The sequence below is a fragment of the Catellatospora sp. IY07-71 genome, from assembly GCF_018326265.1.
Taxonomy (GTDB): Bacteria; Actinomycetota; Actinomycetes; order Mycobacteriales; family Micromonosporaceae; genus Catellatospora.
On record NZ_AP023360.1, the window covers coordinates 4,776,668 to 4,794,850 of the forward strand.

At 70.2% G+C, this 18,183-nt stretch carries 14 protein-coding genes; 5 read left to right on the forward strand and 9 right to left on the reverse strand.

Features of this window, described 5'->3' with window-relative positions; all coding sequences use genetic code 11:
- Positions 1 to 20 precede the first annotated feature (20 nt).
- Entirely contained in the window at positions 21 to 839 is an 819-nt protein-coding gene (locus CS0771_RS21325; RefSeq protein WP_212842632.1) for an HAD family hydrolase, read from the reverse strand.
- Positions 840 to 975: 136 nt separating this feature from the next.
- Between CS0771_RS21325 and CS0771_RS21330 the strand changes: the two genes are divergently transcribed.
- A complete protein-coding gene (locus CS0771_RS21330; protein WP_212842633.1) occupies positions 976 to 1,458 on the forward strand; it encodes a hypothetical protein in 483 nt (160 codons plus the stop codon).
- 109 nt (positions 1,459 to 1,567) lie between these two features.
- Positions 1,568 to 1,972 (forward strand): VOC family protein, encoded by a 405-nt coding sequence (locus CS0771_RS21335; protein ID WP_212842634.1) that lies wholly within the window; start codon positions 1,568 to 1,570, stop codon positions 1,970 to 1,972.
- Between the two features lie 61 nt (positions 1,973 to 2,033).
- On the opposite strand, the gene CS0771_RS21340 is transcribed toward CS0771_RS21335, so the two are convergent.
- From CS0771_RS21340 to CS0771_RS21355, 4 genes are read right to left on the reverse strand one after another with little or no spacing between them, the layout of a single operon-like run.
- Positions 2,034 to 2,747, reverse strand: coding sequence for an ABC transporter permease (locus tag CS0771_RS21340; RefSeq protein WP_212842635.1), 714 nt, complete (start codon positions 2,745 to 2,747; stop codon positions 2,034 to 2,036).
- Between the two features lie 10 nt (positions 2,748 to 2,757).
- Positions 2,758 to 3,669 (reverse strand): ABC transporter ATP-binding protein, encoded by a 912-nt coding sequence (locus CS0771_RS21345; protein ID WP_244870934.1) that lies wholly within the window; start codon positions 3,667 to 3,669, stop codon positions 2,758 to 2,760.
- Positions 3,666 to 4,517, reverse strand: coding sequence for an ABC transporter permease (locus tag CS0771_RS21350; protein ID WP_212842636.1), 852 nt, complete (start codon positions 4,515 to 4,517; stop codon positions 3,666 to 3,668). The genes CS0771_RS21345 and CS0771_RS21350 overlap by 4 nt, the downstream gene beginning before the upstream one ends.
- Positions 4,510 to 5,439, reverse strand: a complete 930-nt coding sequence (locus CS0771_RS21355; protein WP_212842637.1) for an ABC transporter ATP-binding protein — start codon at positions 5,437 to 5,439, stop codon at positions 4,510 to 4,512. The genes CS0771_RS21350 and CS0771_RS21355 overlap by 8 nt, the downstream gene beginning before the upstream one ends.
- Before the next feature lie 246 nt (positions 5,440 to 5,685).
- On the opposite strand from CS0771_RS21355, the gene CS0771_RS21360 reads away from it, so the two are divergent.
- Positions 5,686 to 6,570: a hypothetical protein gene (locus CS0771_RS21360; RefSeq protein ID WP_212842638.1), complete on the forward strand. Its 885-nt coding sequence runs from the start codon at positions 5,686 to 5,688 to the stop codon at positions 6,568 to 6,570.
- Here the strand turns inward: CS0771_RS21360 and CS0771_RS21365 are convergent.
- Entirely contained in the window at positions 6,530 to 7,075 is a 546-nt protein-coding gene (locus CS0771_RS21365) for an SPFH domain-containing protein (protein ID WP_212842639.1), read from the reverse strand. The two genes, CS0771_RS21360 and CS0771_RS21365, sit on opposite strands and share 41 nt — an antisense overlap.
- Before the next feature lie 121 nt (positions 7,076 to 7,196).
- On the opposite strand from CS0771_RS21365, the gene CS0771_RS21370 reads away from it, so the two are divergent.
- Entirely contained in the window at positions 7,197 to 8,159 is a 963-nt protein-coding gene (locus CS0771_RS21370) for an ATP-binding cassette domain-containing protein (protein ID WP_371821441.1), read from the forward strand.
- Positions 8,156 to 8,911: an ABC transporter permease gene (locus CS0771_RS21375; RefSeq protein ID WP_212842640.1), complete on the forward strand. Its 756-nt coding sequence runs from the start codon at positions 8,156 to 8,158 to the stop codon at positions 8,909 to 8,911. The genes CS0771_RS21370 and CS0771_RS21375 overlap by 4 nt, the downstream gene beginning before the upstream one ends.
- 88 nt (positions 8,912 to 8,999) lie before the next feature.
- Here CS0771_RS21375 and CS0771_RS21380 read toward each other — a convergent pair whose 3' ends face one another.
- From CS0771_RS21380 to CS0771_RS21390, 3 genes are all read right to left on the reverse strand, one after another.
- Entirely contained in the window at positions 9,000 to 9,377 is a 378-nt protein-coding gene (locus CS0771_RS21380; protein ID WP_212842641.1) for a hypothetical protein, read from the reverse strand.
- The gene (locus CS0771_RS21385; RefSeq protein WP_212842642.1) at positions 9,368 to 15,781 is read right to left on the reverse strand and encodes an RHS repeat-associated core domain-containing protein; all 6,414 of its coding nucleotides are present in this window, start codon (positions 15,779 to 15,781) and stop codon (positions 9,368 to 9,370) included. The genes CS0771_RS21380 and CS0771_RS21385 overlap by 10 nt, the downstream gene beginning before the upstream one ends.
- Before the next feature lie 484 nt (positions 15,782 to 16,265).
- Entirely contained in the window at positions 16,266 to 18,158 is a 1,893-nt protein-coding gene (locus CS0771_RS21390; RefSeq protein ID WP_212845962.1) for an ABC transporter ATP-binding protein, read from the reverse strand.
- Between the last annotated feature and the right edge of the window lie 25 nt (positions 18,159 to 18,183).

The following is an 18,183-nucleotide window of genomic DNA, read 5'->3' on the forward strand; positions in this document are numbered from 1 at the left end:
CCACTGATGTCGCGGTCACGCTAACGGCCCGGTACGACATCGGCCGCAGCGGGGAACAGCTCCTCCAGCACGAGCGCGACTCCGTCGTCGTCGTTGCTCGCGGTGACCCGGTGCACCCGGGCCAGCACCTGCGGGTGGGCGTTGGCGACGGCCACGCCGGTGCCCGCCCACGCGAGCACGGGCAGATCGTTCGGCATGTCCCCGAACGCGATCACCTCGTCCGGGGTGACGTCCCACTCCGCGCACAGCCGGGCCAGCGTGTCCGCCTTGGACACGTCGGCCGCGCTGATCTCCAGCAGCCCGTTCCCGCCCGAGTACGTGATCCGCACCTGCGGGACCAGGTCCTGCAGCCGCTCCAGCAGCTCGACGGTGACCGGCGCGGGCGACCAGGCCAGCAGCTTGACGCAGCTCTCCGCCTCCGTCCAGACCTGCTCGGGCGTCTCGACCTCATGCCGAGCGTCCTCGTGCGTGGCGTGGTGCCCGTGCCCGGGGCTCACCACCGCGCGCCGGCCGGTCTCGACCGCGAACGTCACGTTGTCGAGCGCCCCGGTGAGGACCGCCGCGGTGCGCTCGGCCAGGTCCAGCGGCAGCGGTCCGTTGATCACCGTGTGGTCGGTGTCCAAGTCGTGGACGATCGCGCCGTTCGAGCAGACCGCGACCCCACCGATGCCAGCGCGCCCGGCCAGCGCCCGCGCGGTGCGCGGCGGCCGGGCCGTGACGATCACCAGCCTCGTCCCGGCGGCGATGACACGTCCGAGCGCGGCGCGGGTGCGCTCGGAGACGGTCCCGTCGGAGCGGATCAGGGTGCCGTCGAGGTCGACGGCGACGACGCGGATCATCGCCGGAGCCTACCCGTGCTGTCCGGCCAGAACGTGTCCCGGTGCGGGTCACAACTTCTGGGTTGTGGGTACAACCCAGAAGTTGTGGTGTTCAAGGGGGCACCAGTTCCCCGCCCGGTCATGAGAAACTCCACGCATGTCGATGTCTGCGGGCAGGGTGGCGCTGTCGGTGGTGGGGGCGCTGGGTGCGCTGACCGGGCTGTTCGCGCTGGTGATCTCGGGCGGGATGAGCCACTGGCTGGTGTTCGGCGCGGTGCTGGTCGCGAGCGGCATGCTCCTGCTGTGGACGGGCCTGCGCGGGCCGCTGCCCGGCCCGCTCGCCTGGGCGGCGATCGTGGTGCTGACCGTGGCCGGGATGGCGCTGAGCCTGCTGGTGGTGCGGGAGCAGGTGTGCTGCATGTTCGTCTACCACCACGACCTGGGCTACCCGTGGAGCTGGCTGCTCGGCTACGGCGAGGCGGAGACCATGACGGCGGTGGAGGAGCTCCGTGCTCGGGCCGGCGACCTGCCCAGGCACGTGCACCGGGGCCGGTTCCTGGCGGGGACCGCGTTCTGGGCCGGTGCGGCGCTGCTGTTGGTGCTGCCGGTGACGCTGCTGTGGCGGCGCGCCGAGCGCTGAATCCCGACCGGCTCACTCGGTCGTGTCATGCCGCCGCAGGCGTCCGGTCTGCGAGGATGCTGCCTGGCCGTACGCAATCGGCGGCTCATCACGATCAAGGAGGATCCGGATGGCGTCCCGCCTCAACCCGTACATCCGCTTCAACGGCAACGCCCGGCAGGCCATCGAGTTCTACCAGTCCGTGTTCGGCGGCTCGATGACGATGAGCACCTTCGGCGAGTTCGGCCAGGAGGGCACCCCGATCGCCGACCAGATCATGCACGCGCAGCTGGAGAGCGACGCCGGGTACACCCTGATGGCGTCCGACACGCCGCCCGGCATGCCGTACAACCCGGGCGACACCATCACCATCAGCCTGAGCGGCGACGACAGCGACGCGCTGCAGGGCTACTGGGAGCGGCTCGCCGAGGGCGGCAAGGTCGAGGTCCCGCTGGAGAAGCAGATGTGGGGCGACACCTTCGGCGCGCTGACCGACAGGTTCGGCGTCAACTGGATGGTCAACATCGCCGGCTGAGCCGGACACATGAGCAGGCCGGCCCGGTAGGCCCACCGGGCCGGCCTTGTTCCGGGGACGGTCAGCTGGTCTCGCCGGCCACCGAGAACGAGCGCAGCCGCCGCGCGGCCAGCCAGGTCCCGGCCACGGTCACCACGACCGTCATCACCGCCGCGACCGTCGTGGACACGGTGGTGCGGAACCACTCGCTGCCGGACAACTCCGCCGCGAACCGGATCACGTAGTGCTGCACCGACACGGTGCGGGTGCCCGCCACCAGGTTGCTGATCAGGCCCTCCCAGATCACCACGTAGAGCAGGCCGAGCAGCACCGGCCGCCGGGTCAGCACGCTCAGCGCCAGGAACAGCGCCGAGTACGCCAGCGCGCCCGCCACACAGGCCAGCGCGAACCCGGCGCCGAGCCGGGTGCCGCCGATCATGGCACCGGCCGCGAACATCGGCACCGCGGTCGCCACCGCGCTCACCGAGGCCGCAACCGCCAGCTTGGCCATGATGATCCGGCCGCGCGGGATGGGCTTGGCCAGGATGTGCACCACCGTGCCGTCGTCGATCTCCGAGCCGAGCACGCCGGTGCCGACGATGAGCGACACCAGCGGCAGGACCGTGGCCACGCCGAGCCCGAGCAGCACCGTCTCGGCCAGGTCGGCGGCCGGGGCGTCGAAGGCGAGCCCGACCGCGGTCACCCCGATCAGGATGATCGGCATCGGGAGCAGCAGCAGGAACCGCTTGCGGCCGAACAGGCCGCGCGCGGTGATCCAGGCGATCGTCATGTTCATCGGGGGCACCTCACGCCGAGACCAGGTAGGAGAAGACGCTTTCCAGCGACTCGTCGGACGGGATCAGCTGCCGTACGCGGACACCCTGGTCCAGCGCGATGCGGGGCAGGGCGCGGGTGAACGTGCCGTAGTCGCCCGCGTGCACGGTCAGCCCGTCCTTGCCGAGGGTGACCCCGGCGACCGACGGCGAGGCCATCAGCGCCACCGCGAGCCGCCGGTCGTCGCTGGAGCGGATCGCGAACACGTGCGGGCGGTGCGTCATCAGCCGCCGGATGGTGCGGTAGTCGCCGGACGCGGCCAGCCGCCCCGCCACGATGACCTGCACCGTGCCGGAGACCTGCTCGACCTCCTCCAGGATGTGCGAGCTGAACAGCACCGTACGGCCCTGCGCGCCGAGGCTGTGCAGCAGCTCCATCATGTGCATGCGCTGGCGCGGGTCCATGCCGTTGAACGGCTCGTCCAGCAGCAGCACCGCCGGGTCGTGCACCAGCGCCGCGGCCACCCGCATCCGCTGCCGCATGCCCTTGGAGTAGGTGTCCATCCGCCGGTCCTGCGCGTCGCTCATCTCGACCAGCGCGATCGCGCGGCGGGTGGCGGCGTCGGCGTCGGGCAGCCCGTGCAGCTTCGCGCTGGCCCGGACGAACTCCTTGCCGCTGAGGAAGCCGTACACCGCCTCCCGCTCGTTGACCAGCCCGAGCTTGCGGTAGATCGCCGGGTTGCGCCAGGTCGGCGCCCCGTCGATGGTCACCGCGCCGCGGGACGGGGCCAGGAAGCCCGCCATCATGTGCAGCAGCGTGGTCTTGCCGGCGCCGTTCGGGCCGAGCAGGCCGGTCACGCCCGGCCCCAGTGTCATCGTCACGTCGTTGACGGCCACGACGTTGCCGTACCAGCGGGACACCCCGGTCAGTTCGAGGTCGGTCACAGCGAAACCTTCCTGTAGCGCAGCACGAGCAGCCCGGTGCAGCCGGCCACGAGCAGCAACGTCGCGAGCCCGTAGAGCGGGCCGTACGCCCCGACGTCGATCGACGTGCCGTACAGCCAGCTGCGCAGGCCCTCGGGGAGCAGGAACGGGCTGAACAGCGGCGCGATGCGCGACATCGGGCCGTCGCCGCCCAGCGCGATCAGCAGCCCGGCGACCCCGGAGCTGACCATGAACACGACCACGATGGCGCCCGCGGCGAACGCGCGCCGGCTGGCCACCGACGCGATCAGCACCGACAGGCTGCTGAAGATCAGCGCGTACGCGGCGGACACCACCCAGCCGCCGAGCAGGCCCCGGGCCTCGGCGGCCACTCCGGACGTGTCCGAGGCGGTGAACGCCGACCCGAGGAAGACGAGCGTCTGCGGCCCGGCCAGCAGCAGGAACACCGCCACCGCGAGCGCGCTCAGCTTGGCCAGCGCGTAGTCGGCGCGCCCCACCGGGCGGGAGAAGTACAGCGGCAGCGTCTGGTTGCGCAGGTTACGGGAGACCAGCTCGGGCGCGACCACGGCCAGGAAGACCATGGCCACCGTGCTGACGGCCGACGGGAAGGCCTGGTAGCTCAGCATCATCTCGCCGGTCTGCGCCTTGACCGCGACGACCACCACGGCGAGCAGGGTGACCAGGCCGATCACGATCCACGGGAAGATCTTGGCTTTGGCGCTGCGGCCCAGGCCGAACGCGACGCGCAGCCCGTGCTCGAACAGCGACCGCGCGGCGTACCCCCGGCTGAGCCGCACCCCCGAATAGCGCTGGTAGCCGATGTCGTGGATGACACTCTGCTCAGACATGGCTGGCCTCCAGGGACGGTCGCGGTGCGGTGGCGAACAGCTCGGCCACCCGGTGCCGGCGCTGGTCGAGGCGGTGCAGCGGCAGGTCCAGCTCGGCGACGGTCCGCAGGATCAGGTCGTAGGTGTCCTCGTCGGCCAGCGGCACCAGCAGCAGCCGCCCCTCCTCGCGCGGCGCCAGGCCGCGCGCGCTCAGCGCCGCCAGCAGCTCGGCGCTGCCCTCGGCGACCTCGATGGCCAGCACGTCCGTGCCGGTGGTCATCGCGTCGATCCGGTCGGCGCGCAGCAGCCGCCCGCCCTCGATGGCGATGAGCGAGTCGCAGATGCGCTCGATCTCGCCGAGCAGGTGCGAGCAGACCACCACGGAGATGTTGAACTCGGTGCCGATCCGGTGGATCAGGGTCAGCATCGCGTCCCGCCCGGCCGGGTCGAGGCCGTTGGTGGGCTCGTCGAGCAGCAGCAGGCTGGGGTCGTGCACCAGCGCCTGGGCCAGCTTGACCCGCTGCTTCATGCCGGTCGAGTAGCCGCCGATCTGCCGGTAGCGCTCCTCGTACAGCCCGACGTGGCGCAGCGCCTCCGACGCGCGCTCCCGGGCGACGGTGCGCGGCAGGCCGCTCATCCGGGCCATGTGCGTCACGAACTCCGCCGCGATCATGTCCGGCGGCAGGCAGTCGTGCTCGGGCATGTACCCGACGCGCGCCCGCACCTCCTCCCCGGCGGTGACCGGGTCCAGCCCCAGCACCCGCACCTGGCCGCTGGTCGGCGTGAGCAGCCCCAGCAGCGTCTTGATCATCGTGGACTTGCCGGCGCCGTTGGCGCCGACCAGCCCGATCACACCAGGCTCGACCGACAGCGTCAGGTCAGCCAGCGCCGTCACCCCGCCCGGATACGTCTTGGTCAGCGACTGCGTCGCAATAAGGGACACCCCGCCAACCTAGACCCCACCCCACCCTCCCCGTATCCAGCGTCAACCCTGATCCCCACCCTGACCCACCCCCGACCCCACCCCGCCCCGCGCCACCCGCCCTCTGCCGCGCCGATCTTGCGTGAACTGTGGGTGCGACACGGGTGTTTCGGGCAAATGGGCAACACTTCGCGCAAGATCGACGAGAGCGGGGTCCGATGAGGACACCGCGCGGGCGGGTGGGGGCGGGGTGGGAGGATGTGGGGCGTGACGGAGCAGATGCCCGAGCCTGATCGTCCCGCGGCCGGCGTGGCCGCCGCGGTGGGGGAGCGGACCGGTCTCTACCTGGGCCTGGTGTCGGCGGCCTTCCCGGCGATCCTGGCGGGGGTACGGCTGTTCGTGCTGGCCGACGGCGACGACGCCACGATGAAGGCGCTCGCCCAGCACACCAGCATGCAGGCGCTGCTCATCGGCAGCTATCTCACCTTCCTGCCGCTGATCCTCATCCTCGCGGCGGCCCTGGCGCTGACCGAACGCCGCGCGGCGATGCGGGGAGCCGTCGCCCAGACCACCGCGCTGTCGTCCGTGCCGCCGCCCGCGGCGCTCATGATCGCGGCGGTCGGGGTGGTCACCGCACCGCTCTACCTGGTGGTCCTGCTCGTCGTGGTGGTGCTGCTGCTGGTGGCCGCGATGACGGTGGGCCGCCGGTGGCCGCAGCCCGCCTGGGCGGCGAACCGGCCGCCCAGTCCGCTGCTCGGCGGGCGCGTGCCGACGGTGTGGGTCGACGGGCTGACCGCCCTGATCGGGCTCACCCTCGCCGCCGTCGTCCTGTTGCAGGGCATGTGGCTGCCCGCGAGCGCGGTGACCGTCGAGGGCCGGACCCAGGTCGCCTACCTGCTCGGCAAGGAGGACGACCTGGAGACGGTGCTGTTCCGGGACGGCGGCGGGCCGCGGCAGCTGACCTCGGATCAGATCACGCAGCGCCGCATCTGCAGCGAGCGCGAGACCGGCGTATGGAGCCGGCCGTTGCTGTCGCTGCTGGTGAAGCCGGGCATCACCACGTCGGACGTGCCGCTGTGCCGCGACCTGGTGACGCCCGGGGACGGTGGGGTCAGGAGCGCGCCGGCTGGGGGTGCGGCAGCACCTCGCTGATGCGTACGTTGCTGACCTCGGCCCAGTGAGCGCCGTCGGTCAGCGCGGTGGACAGCGCGCGGTCGAGATCGCCGCGGCTGGACAGGGCGGTCTCGGTGGGCAGGTCGGCGATGAGGCGGCGCAGCGTCGCCTCGGCCAGGGCGTCGATGGCCTTGGCGGGTCCGTCGGGTTGGTACGCGGCGACGACCGGGTCGGTCACGCGCCACAGGACGCGCAGCCGCACCTCGACGGTGCGGCCGTCGCCGGCGGGGAAGAGGTCTCCGGTGGGGGTCGGGGTGTCGTAGGCCGCGACCGGCGGCCACAGCAGCATCTGCCCGGCGAGGTCGACCACGGCCTTGACCCGGTCCACCAGCGGCACCACCAGGTGCCAGCCCGCCGCGAGCGTCCGGCGATACCGGCCGCGCCGTTCGAGGATCCACACCTCGCCCTCGGGCACCCGCCGCAGCACCATGTGCACCGCGAGCGGGGCGAGGGGGAGGAGCGCCGTCATGGCGTCGATGTCCATGCGCACAGCTTGCGCCCACCGTGCCATTTCCGCTCGCCCAGCAAACCCTGAGCACATTCACTGGACGCTGGCGTACGTCGTACGGTACGGTGTACGCCGACCGGAAGGGAGGCGTCCGCACGTGTCTGAACTGGCGATAGCGGCGTCCGGAGTACGCAAGACCTACCTGGGAGCGCAGCAACCGGCGCTCGACGGATTCGACCTGGAGGTGCCCCGGGGGACCGTCCAGGGACTGCTCGGCCCGAACGGGGCGGGCAAGACCACGGCCATCCGCATCCTGTCCACCCTGATGCGCCTGGACGCCGGGCGCGCGACGGTGGCCGGGCACGACGTGAGCAGCGACGGCGCGCAGGTCCGCCGCCGCATCGGTCTCGTCGGGCAGTACGCCGCCGTCGACGAGATCCTCAGCGGGCGGCAGAACCTGGTGCTGTTCGGGCGGCTCAACCACCTCGGCCGAGCCCGCGCGGCGTCCCGCGCCGACGAGCTGCTGGAACGGTTCGGCCTGGTCGAGGCCGGGAACCGGCCGGTGGCCAAGTACTCCGGGGGCATGCGGCGGCGGCTGGACCTGGCCGCGAGCCTGATCGTGTCACCGGAGGTGCTGTTCGTCGACGAGCCGACCACCGGCCTGGACCCGCAGGCCCGGCAGGAGGTGTGGGCCGCCGTACGGGAACTCGTCGCGGGCGGCACCACCATCCTGCTCACCACGCAGTACCTGGAGGAGGCCGACCGGCTCGCGACCAGGATCGCCATGCTGTGGCACGGCCGGGTGGTGCGCGAGGGCACGCCCGACGAGCTGAAGGCGGCGGTCGGCGACGACTGGATCGATCTCGTGTTCGACGATCCGGCGCAGGCGCGGGCGGCGCTGCCGGTGGTGCTGCGGCACGCCGACGGCGAGCCCCGCACCGACGAGCGGCGCATCAGCGTGCCGGTGAAGCAGCGTACGAAGGCGCTGGTCGCGGTCAGCGCGGCGCTGGCCGCCGAGGGCGTCGAGCCGGCCGAGGTCAACCTGCGCCGGCCCACCCTCGACGAGGTGTTCCTGGAACTCGACCGGCAGCAGGGCAGCAGGCAGGAGGTGGCGGCGTGACGGCCGTACTGGGGGAGACGTGGGTGCTCGCGCAGCGGGAGCTGACCCACTGGCGGCAGCAGCCGTTCGGCGTCATCGTGAACTGGCTGTTCACGGTCATGATCGCGCTGATGTTCGGCGGGCTGTTCGGCGGCGCGATCGGCGCCGGCTACTTCGACTACCTGATGCCGGGCATGTTCGCGCTGGCCATGTTCTTCGGCGTGGAAGCCACCATGACGGCGATCTCCACCGACGCGGCCAAGGGCGTCACGGACCGGTTCCGGTCACTGCCGATCAATTCGGCCTCGGTGGTGCTCGGCCGCTGCCTGGCCGACCTGATGAACTCGGCCGTCGGCCTGGCGGTGCTGGTCGGGGCCGCCGCCGCGCTCGGCTGGCGCTGGCATGAAGGCCTGGCGTCCGCCATGGCGGCGTTCGGGCTGCTGCTGCTTCTGCGTTTCGCGCTGCTGTGGGTCGGCATCTTCCTCGGTCTGGTGGTCAAGGGCCCGGAGTCGGTGACGATGGTGCAGATCCTGGTCTGGCCGGTCGGCTTCCTCTCCGGCGTCTTCGTCGACCCCGAGACCATGCCCGCCTGGCTCGGCGCCATCGCCCAGTGGAACCCGCTGTCGGCCACCGCCGCCGCCGCCCGTGACCTGTTCGGCAACCCCGGTGTGGTCCCGGATCACGCCATCCTGCTCGCGATCGCGTGGCCCCTCCTGCTCACCGCGATCTTCCTGCCCCTGTCCGTCCGCCGCTACCGCAACCTCAGCCGCTGACGCGCGGCACCGCCGCACTGGCGGCGGAGTGAGCCTGGGGCGGATCACCGCGTTGCGCGGTGATCCGCCCCAGGCTCGCCATCAGCGGTCAGGCGCGTAGCGCGAGCACCGTGCCGATCCCGCCGGCCACGGCCATGCCGATGCCGACGAGCAGGAAGATGCTGCACACCACGCGCTGCATGACCTTGGCGAAGCGCTGCCGCATCCGGTCCATTTCAGGGTCCTCATGCCCCCTGTTCCAGCCGTACGCCTGAGCGCCCTGGACCGACCGGCGCAGGTTGTCCTCACGCATGCCGCGGAAGTTGGTCAGCATGGCGAGCATCCACAGCGCCACGGCCACTCCCAGCAGCAGCAGGAAGACGTGCCTGCCCACGCCGCCCTCGCCGAGCTTGTCGCCCGCCGCGATCGGCGCGTTCAGCAAGCCGAGCGGTCCGCCCGGCATGGTCGAGGTCACGATCAGCACCACCAGATGTTCCTACAGTTCTCTCGCACGAACCTGCTGAACGAGGGGGGCAGCGGGTCCGGCGGCCCCGACCACTCACCCGTCTTGAGGTCCCAGCTGACCATGTTGTATGAGATCGCCGGTTTCACCTCGCCGACTCCGAAGGAGACACCGAACTCCCAACCCCAGCCTACCCAGTCACCCTTGTGATCGACCTTGGGCTTGACGCCGAAGCACGGACCCACGATGTCCGCACCGCACGCATCGGCGCCGACCGGACCCTGTTCTTCGACGAGCAGCGTGTTCCAGACGATGGCACCGCCCCAGCCGGGCAGCGGACCCAGCCCGGGGACGAACTGCACCACGCCGTGCTGGAACTCGATGTCCATGCAGATGCCGCCACAGTAGCCGACGGAGAACTCGATGTGCTTGTAGCCCTTCTTCAGCCACCCCTCGAGGTCGTTGAAGCACCGCTCCGGGTCAGGGAAGGCGTTGCAGTCGAACGGTTTGCCGCCTGCGGAGTCCAGCGCGCGCCTCAGCCCGTCCTCCAGCGCGCGGCAGTGCGCGGGCGAGAGGAAGTCCTGGCAGCCGACCTCCATCATGTGATCGAAGTCGCGGAACCCGAGATCCTGCGCGTGAAGATCAAGGGTGCCCTTGATGACGTCCTTGATCGTCGGCTTCTTCGGGCTCGTGCTCCCGCCGCCGGTCTTCTTGCCCGCCCCGCTCGGCGGGGGAACATAGTTCTGCTTGATGCTCGGGTCAGCGCAGTCACCGTAGTCGCATCGGGTGCGGCCGCTCGGGTCACTGTGGACGACGGGGCTGTTGCCCGCGTACGAATATCCGTTGAGCTGCTGGGGATCCGTCATCACCAGCAGTGGGTCCACGGTGACGAACCGGCCGGTCCCGGCGTCGTAGTCACGTGCGCCGAGGTGGATGAGACCCGTGTTGTCGCTGGTGCCGCCGACGAAGCCCTTGTCGAGGCCGGTCGGCCAGGTCCCGGTGACGCCGCCGCGCGGATTGCCGTAGGGATCCTGGCGCTTGACCGACACCGCCTGGCTGCCGGTGGCGTTGACCGTGATGGTGGTGGTGTTCTGCCGGTCGGCGACCATCCAGGTCAGTTTCTCGACACCGGCGGCGCTGCTGCTGCGGGTGGCGATGTTCCGCCCCGCCCATGCGTAGTAACGCACGCAGGAGATCACGGCGGTGCCGTCCGGGTTGACCCGCAGCTCCTGCCCCGGCAGGTAGAGAGTCTTCCCGGTCGGGTCCTTGCGGATCAGCCGGTTTCCGTCGGCGTCGTAGATGAAACTGGTGGTGCCGGTGCTGTCGACGCTCTGCTGCAGGCGCCCCTCCGCATCCCACGTCAGCGTCTGGCTGCCCGACCCCGAGGTGCAGTTGTTCAGGGCCGTGCCGGCTGGACGGCAGCGGGTGTTGCCCGCCGTGTCGTAGGTGTAGCTGCCCGTCGTCACGTCGGCGGCGTCCGTGGTGCGGGTCAGCGCGTGCGGGCGGGCGGCTGTCGCCGCGGGGTAGACGTGCTTCGTGGTGACCGTGCCGGCGCTGGTCCGCCGGATCTGCCTGGTGCGGTTGCCTGCCGAGTCGACCGTCCAGCTGAGCCAGTATTTCTCCACCCCGCCGACCGAGGAGAAGGCGGTCGGCACGGCACCGCAGTCGCCCGAGGCCAGCGTCCACGCCTCCAGCAGGCGACGTTGCTGGTCATGGTCGAAGCATTGCGTCTCCACCCCGGCCACTGCCGAGGTCTCCTTCAGCTGGGTCACCCCTCCGGCGTCGTCGTACCCGATGTACAGGTCGGAGACGGTCGTCGGCGCGGTGTCGCGGGTCGTCCAGACCCGGTTCATCCGCCTGGTCTGACTGTCGTAGTACTGCCCGATCTGGAGCTGCGGATTGGCCGTCTGGTCACGGAGGGTGATGACACCGACCTCGCCGTGCTCGGTGTATCCGGTGCCGGTCACCAGCCAGCTCGTCGTGCCGGTGCCGAGCGTCTGCGGCATTCCGGCGCTGCTGTACGTGGTGGTCTGCGTCTCCCAGCCGAGGTTGTAGCCCGTCGGGCTGCCGATGGCCGGCAGCCGCTGTGTCGCCGGCGAGCCGTCCGCCCGGTAGCTGAAATCGTACTGGTAGGAGCCCGCCAGACCGGTTTCGGTGCTGGGAATCGTCACGATCTGCTGGGAGATGGTGCCGAAGGGTGAGATCGCCGTGACCGCCGACGTGTAGGCCGCGCCCGCCTCACCGCCGACGTACCGCGTCGACGAGGTGAGCATGCCCTTGGCGTTGGACAGCTGGTCGTAGTCCCACTTCGCCAGCCGGTTGGCCGGGGTGACGGAACCGTGGTAAAGACCTGTCTTGCGGCCCTGCTGGTCGTAGGTGTACCGAAGCGTCACGGCAGGCGTCCGGCCGTCGGTGACGGATTCGGGCCGGCCGGCGTTGTCGTACGTCGTCGCGGTGATCCCCTTGTCGGGGTCCGTCGACTTGGTCTGCCGGCCCAGCAGATCGTACTCGAACTCCCACTTGCTCTGGGCCTGATTGACGATCCTGGTCAGGTGGTCCCTGCCGTCGTAAGTGTAGACGGTCTTGTCGTAGGACGAGGCCGCCGTGGTTCCGTGGTGCTGCCAGAGTTCGGCGGTCCGGCCGAGCGCGTCGACCACCGTCGAGGTCACGGTGCCGCCGTCGGGCGGGGTGACCTCGGTTCGGTCCACCGACGGGTAACGGGTCGACGTCCGCCACTGCTCGACCAGCTTCGAGTAGCGGATCTGCTCGGCCGGACGGCCCGCGCCGTCGAACACCGTCCGGTTCCAGATCTCGATGTTGTCCTGGTCGTCCGCCGGGTGCGGGGAGAAGACGGCCGACGGCGCCGCGCTCACCGGGTATGGGCCGAAAGTACGCCAGGCCCGGCCGGCGCTGTCGTAGAACGTGTCGCTGACCATCGCGCCGGACGTGCCGTCCTTCTTGACGGCCTGGGTCTGGCGCGGCCGGGACAGCCCGTCGTAGAACTGGTACGAGCTGACCAGCACCCCGGTCGGGCTGAGCGCCTTCGTCTCGATGAACGACGGCGCCGTGTTCGAGATGCCGTAAACGAACCACGAGCTGGGTGTGTTCGGGTAGAGCGACTTCAGGCGACCCGGCCGCCACACCTTCTCCACTCGGCCGAGCGCGTCGTAGGTGACATCGGTGCGGCGGCTGTTGGTGACCTCCACCACGGCTGTCGTCACGCCCCACGCCGGATGGATGCTCTTAGTGGTGGTGGTCAGGCCGAACGGGCTGGTCACCGTGGTGGAGGTGACCGGCGCATCCGCGGCCGGGAGGTATCCGGTGGTCGTCTGCTTTCCGTCGACGTCCCACGTGTCGGTGAGCCGGCCGTAATCGTCGTACGCCGACCTCGTGGTGGTGAGCGGGACGAAGGCGTTGTTCACCCAGTCCTTCATGGCCTCGACCCGAGTCGGCTCGCCGACGGTGGGCACGGCACCCCAGGCTTGGTCGTCGTACGAGGTCCGCACCTCCCCGACGATCTCGACCTTGGTGAAGGCGCGCCCGGTGGTGAGCGCGTCAGCGCAGGTCAGCGCCCAGGTGCGGGTCCGGTGTGGCGTGTTCATCAGATGGAGATTGGAGTTGCGCAGGTACGAGATCGCGGTGCACTGCTCGTCGCCGGTCTTCGACAGGTCGCCGTGCCGGGTGACCTCGACCGCCATACCCAGGCTGTCGTACTTCGTCTGCGTGCGGGTGACCCGGTCGCTGACCGGCTGCGTGTCGCGTCTGCCCCAGGTCCACTCGTCGGAGACGTCGACGAAACGGGCGTACAGCGTCTGCCCGTCGATGGTGCGTGACGCCGTCGCCGGGTCCGAGCGCCACGGCTTGCTCACCGTGCCGGAGATCGGGTTTCCGGTGGGCGAGTCGTACTGCGCCGACTCCAGCGGCATACCGGCGAACTCGTCGTGGTCGTAAATCGTCTCCGCCGGGTAGGTGGCGGCGATCAGCCCCTTGCCGTCCGTGAGGGTGACCGTGTCGGTGCCGCCCGACGGACCGGCCTTGTCCCCGTGCATACCCCGGAAGTAGCTGGTGTCCGTGCGGGTCTGGTCCGCGCCCTCGCCGACGTAGGTGCGCACGGTGGCGTAGCCGCGCCACTGGTTCCAGGTTCGGTACTTGTCCTTGGTGAAGGCGTCGTCCTCGGTGTAGCGCCAGGCGGCGCCGCCGACGTAGTCGTACCGGGTCACCTTCGACGACGACGCGGCTGCGCCGGTGAGCACGCCGTCGGTCTCGGCGACCTTCTCCACCACGTACTTGTGGAACCAGTCGGTGATCTCCTGACCGGGCGTGCCGCCCAGGTCCGGCGGTGCCCATCGCACCGGGTAGCAGCGCTTGACGTTGGTGTGCGCGGTCGGCAGGGCGCCCGCGACGCACTCCGTCGCCTTGTAGGTGACGGAGACGACGCCACCGGTCTCGTTGGTGATCGCCGACATCCGCGCCCAGTTCATCGGGCGCAGCCCGTTCTTGAGCGCTGTGTCCACCCGGTTGGCCAGCATCACCGGATCGAACTTCACCACCGGCATCGCGGCCGGCGTGGTGCCCTCGACCAGGCCGGTGCGCTGGATCTTCTCCAGCCACATGCCCGCCCGGGTGCCATCGCCCGGGTCCGGGTAGCTGTGCGTCAGCGTCCACTGCTCAACGGGCTTGTGCTGGGTGGTGGCGGTGTCCCAGATCTGCGTGGTGACCTGGCTCAGCCGGCGGGTGGACCAGTAGGTGGGCGAGTGGTCGTCACAGGGGGAGCTGGTGCAGGACAGGTCCCAGGGTGTGTCCGACCAGTTGTCGCCGTGGTTGGTGCAATTGCTCAGGCACCGGTCACCGGTGGCGAACTCGACCCGCATGGGTACCGGCTTGCTCGTGTAGACCGTGTCGGTCTTCACGTTGTTGACCAGCGTGCGCTGGTGCGTGCCGTAGTCGATGCGCTTGAGGTACGCGTCCCGCGTGTAGGTGTGCAGGTCGGTCTCGGACATGTTCATGCCGTACTTGTTGGTGTCCCGTCCCCACCACAGCGACATCGTGTTGCCGTGCGGGTCGACCACGTAGTCGAGGTTCCACCGGTACGCCTGCAGGCAGTCCGAGGCCAGGAAGGTGGTCGCGTGGCACGGGTCGGGCGAATGGTTGCCGAACACCGGCACGGTCTGCACCGAGTTCGTCTCCTCCTTGCCCGACGTCCAGCCCTGCAGGCGGTTCAGGCCGAAGAAGTACTTCGTGCCGTCGGTCGTGGTGACCACCCAGTGCTCACCGGCGTCACCGGGGCTCGGCGAAGTGCCGGGCGCCGGGCCCTCGTCGCCGTTGGCCGCGCCGTATTTCAGCTCGACCTTCGACCCGTCCTCGCTGCGCCCGTGCCACAGCTTCTCGGTCGCGTTGTAGAACAGCTCCGTGGACCGGCCGTTGAGGGAAAGCGTGGCGTTGCTGCCCCGCCAGCACAGGTCACCGGTCTTCGTCGTGTTGTTCGGCGCTGGCGACCCGGTCATGTCCTCGCTGCACGAGATGTAGCGGCGCTCCACGTAGCCGGGCTCCCAGTCGAAGCCCTCGCCGACCCACGACGGCTGGTTGTTCGTGGCCGCCGTGCGTCCGTCGACCGCCTGCGAGGCGTAGTCGAAATTGACGTCGGGCGTGGGCCCACCCAGTGACGGAGGCATACGCAGCCCGTACGACCAGGAGAAGTTGCCGCTGCTGCCACCGGCCGACCAGGTCGACGACGCCACCAGCGAGGTGGCCGAGAAATCACCCGAGCCAGCGGCCGAATCGCTTCCTGCCGACAGCGCGATCATCGTGCCGCCGGCGGTGAGCGGCACCCGCGCGGTGAGCGTGTCCGCCGAGCGCGCGGTGGCGAGCGGCTGAGCGGCACACTCCGGGCCCGCCGCGCATTCCGGCACCACCACCAGGCGGAGCCGGTCGGACCAGTCCGCGCCGTAGGCCGTCTTGAAGCCGGAGATGTCCAGCGACATCTCCACCGAGCCCGTCGCTGCCGCGCCGACCGGCGCCAGCCGCACCAGCAGGTCACGGCCTGCCGCCACGGCCTGCTCCCGGTCGAGCACCCGGGCGCTCACGCGCATCGGGGACCCGGCCGTGCCGGCCGCCAGCCAGACCGGGGACGACCCGGCCCGCACCCGTGGTGCGGGTACCGGTAGCGGGCCGTCCACCTTGGCCTGCAGGCCGGACAAGCGCGTGCGAGCCGGGGCCAGTTCCACTGTGGCATCGCTCGCGGCGGGCCACCGCGGTGCCGCGGGCTGATGCCCGCGTACCGCGGTGCCGGCCCGTGCCTTGGCGACCGAGCCCGGTCCGACGGCCACATCGCGCAGCTTCTGCACCTGCTGGCTCACCGGCTTCTCCGGCGGCGCGGCCTGCGCCGGGATGGTGAGGCCGGAAACCGCCGTGGCGATCGTGCCGAGCATGACAATCGATGCACGCCGGGCGTGCCGCCAACCGGCGACCGGCTTGACGGGATTCCTACCTGTCCACCGGGGTGTCATCGGACACCATCCGGCGACTCGAACTCATCGCGCCTGCCGATCCGGCCCGAAGCCGAACCCTCGAGATTGACCGCCATGGCCCCCGCTCCCTTGGATCACCTGGAAGCGGGACGCTAATGGAGACCACGGTGAGTCGCTGTCCCCTCAAAGTCGTCTATATCGGTGCTGGCTTCCGCGCGATGGGTGATGCGGTGCGCGGCCGGTCGGGCATCAACAGGGATGACTACTTGAGATGATCTCTGCGGAGGGCCACGGGCGCATCGAATGGATCTCCTGTGAGATGGGTCACAGCTAGGCTGTATCGTGCGGGATCGATATCAAATAGCCGACATTGACCGACTCGAGTGCGCATTGGTTAAGAAGGGCACCTTCTTCTACGCATAGCGTTAAGAAGGTGCCCTTCCTTTCAGGCGGGGGTGCCGGCGAACTGGGCTTCGTAGAGGCGGGCGTAGGCGCCGCCGGCGGCGAGCAGTTTGTCGTGGGAGCCGTGCTCGACGATGTCGCCGTGCTCCATGACGAGGATGACGTCGGCGTTGCGGATGGTGGACAGGCGGTGGGCGATGACGAAGCTGGTCCGGCCGGCGCGCAGCGAGTTGAGCGCCTGCTGGATCAGGGCCTCGGTGCGCGTGTCCACCGAGCTGGTGGCCTCGTCGAGGATGAGGATGCTCGGCTCGGCGAGGAACGCCCGCGCGATCGTGATCAGCTGGCGCTCGCCGGCGCTGAGGTTGGTGCCGTCTTCGTCGAGCACGGTCTCGTAGCCGTCGGGCAGGGTGCGCACGAACCGGTCCACGTGCGCGGCCTTGGCCGCTTCGACGATCTGCTCGCGGGTGGCGCCGTCGGCGCCGTAGGCGATGTTGTCGGCGATGGTGCCGCCGAACAGCCAGGTGTCCTGCAGCACCATACCGGTCTTGGCGCGCAGCTCCTCGCGGTGCAGTGACGCGATGTCGACGCCGTCGAGGGTGATCCGGCCGCCCTTGACCTCGTAGAACCGCATCAGCAGGTTGACCAGGGTGGTCTTGCCCGCGCCGGTGGGGCCGACGATGGCCACGGTGTGGCCGGGTTCCACGGTCAGCGACAGATCCGTGATCAGCGGCTTGTCGTCGGTGTACGAGAACGCCACGTGCTCGAAGCGCACCTCGCCGCGCACGGTCGGCAGCCGCGGCGCGTCCACCGGCTCCGGGCTCTGCTCACCGGCGTCGAGCAGCTCGAACACCCGCTCGGCGGAGGCGACGCCGGACTGCACCAGGTTCGCCATCGCGGCGACCTGGCTCAGCGGCTGGCTGAACTGGCGCGAGTACTGGATGAACGCCTGCACGTCGCCCAGCGACAGCGCCCCGGACGCCACGCGCAGCGCGCCGACGACCGACACCAGCACGTAGTTCAGGTTGCCGATGAAGAACATGGCGGGCTGGATCATGCCGGAGATGAACTGCGCCTTGAAGCTGCTGGTGTACAGCGCCTCGTTGTGCTCGCGGAACGTCGCCGCGGCCTCCTCCTGGCGGCCGAACACCTTCACCAGCGAGTGGCCGGTGAACATCTCCTCGATGTGCGCGTTGAGCCGGCCGGTGGCCGCCCACTGGCCGATGAACTGCGGCTGCGCCTTCTTGCCGATGCGCATGGTGACCCACACCGACACCGGCACGGTGACCAGCGCGATCAGGGCGAGCAGCGGCGAGATCCAGAACATCATGGCCAGTACGCCGACGATGGTCAGCACCGAGTTCATCAGCTGGCTGAGCGACTGCTGCATGGTCTGCGCGACGTTGTCGATGTCGTTGGTGGCCCGGCTGAGCACCTCGCCGCGCTGCTGGCCGTCGAAGTAACTCAGCGGCAGCCGGGACAGCTTCAGCTCGACCTGCTCGCGCAGCGCGTAGACGGCCCGCTGCACGACGGTGGTGATGAGCCGGAACTGGAACAGCGAGAACGCCGACGCGGCCAGGTACACCACGAGCGCGAACAGCAGCACGTTGCCCAGGGCGGTGAAGCCGACGCCCTGGCCGGGGTGCAGATCCATCGCGGAGAGCATGTCGGCGAGGGTGTCGTTGCCGTCGGCCCGTACGGCGGCGACGGCCTGCTCCTTGGTCACGCCCGCCGGCATGGAGCCGCTGACGATGCCGGTGAACAGGATGTCGGTGGCGTGCCCGAGGATGCGCGGGCCGACCACGGACAGGCCGACGCCGGTGATGCCGAGCACGACCGCGATCCAGACCAGCCCCCGGTGGGGGTTGAGCAGGCGCAGCAGGCGGCGGCTGGACTCCTTGAAGTTGAGCGACTTGGCCTGCGGCGGCCCAGCCATCATCGCGCCGGGACCGAACCTGGGGCCG